The sequence below is a fragment of the Streptomyces sp. WAC05292 genome, assembly GCF_003949955.1.
GTDB lineage: Bacteria > Actinomycetota > Actinomycetes > Streptomycetales > Streptomycetaceae > Streptomyces > Streptomyces globosus.
Window position 1 is genome coordinate 1 of record NZ_RPSE01000827.1, and the last position, 777, is coordinate 777.

1 pseudogene is annotated in these 777 nt (G+C 81.1%); it reads right to left on the bottom strand.

Features of this window, described 5'->3' with window-relative positions:
• Window positions 1–619, bottom strand: a pseudogene (locus EF903_RS33260) (hypothetical protein); the annotation flags it as partial.
• Window positions 620–777: the final 158 nt, after the last annotated feature.

The following is a 777-nucleotide window of genomic DNA, read 5'->3' on the forward strand; positions in this document are numbered from 1 at the left end:
CCGAGGGGGCGGCGGGGGCGGTGGCGAGGCCGGCGAGGGCTTCGTTGCCGCGGAGCAGGAGCATCGTGCCGGCGGTGACGGCCGCGCAGAAACCGACGGCCTTGACGATGCGGCGCGCGAGGCGGCGGGCGGCGGCGGCCTGGGCGTGGGCTTCGGTGTGGGTGTCTGCTGTGCCCTCGGCCGCGGCCGCGGGGGCTGCGGTGGTCGCGGTGTCGCGTGTGGTGCCGGCCGCGGCCGGCGTGGCGGGATGCCGCGGGCCGGGCACGGTCAGGCCGCGCCGCCGGTCCGCGGGACGGCGGCCGGGACGCTGGACGGGGATGGCGGGAGGCCCGACCGGCAGGTCGGCCGCCTCCGCGGAGGCGGACCACCCGCCGTCGGCCGCCGCATCGTCGGGGTGCGGGGCGGCCCGGCTCCCGAACGCGTCGTCGGGGAAGCCGTAGCCGTGCTCGGGTGACGGAACCCGCTGGCCCGGTATGTCCGTTGTGATGAATATGTCCTGCGGGTGGTCGGGGGCTACGCGGGCGGCATCAAGGGGCCCGGCATCGGGCTCGCCGACCCCGGGTACGCCCTCGCCCGGCAGCCCTGCGGCCTCCCGGCCCGGCGTCTGCCGCCCGGGCACCCGGGCCGGCGCCTGGCCGGGCAGCCGGCCCGGAGCCTCGCCCGGATCCGGGTGCTGCCGGGCGCCCCCGAGCCCCGGGGCGGCGCAGGGGTACGGGGCCGCGGGCGGCTGCGCCTGCGGACCAGGCGGCGATCCGGCCCCGGGGGGCAGCACGCCAC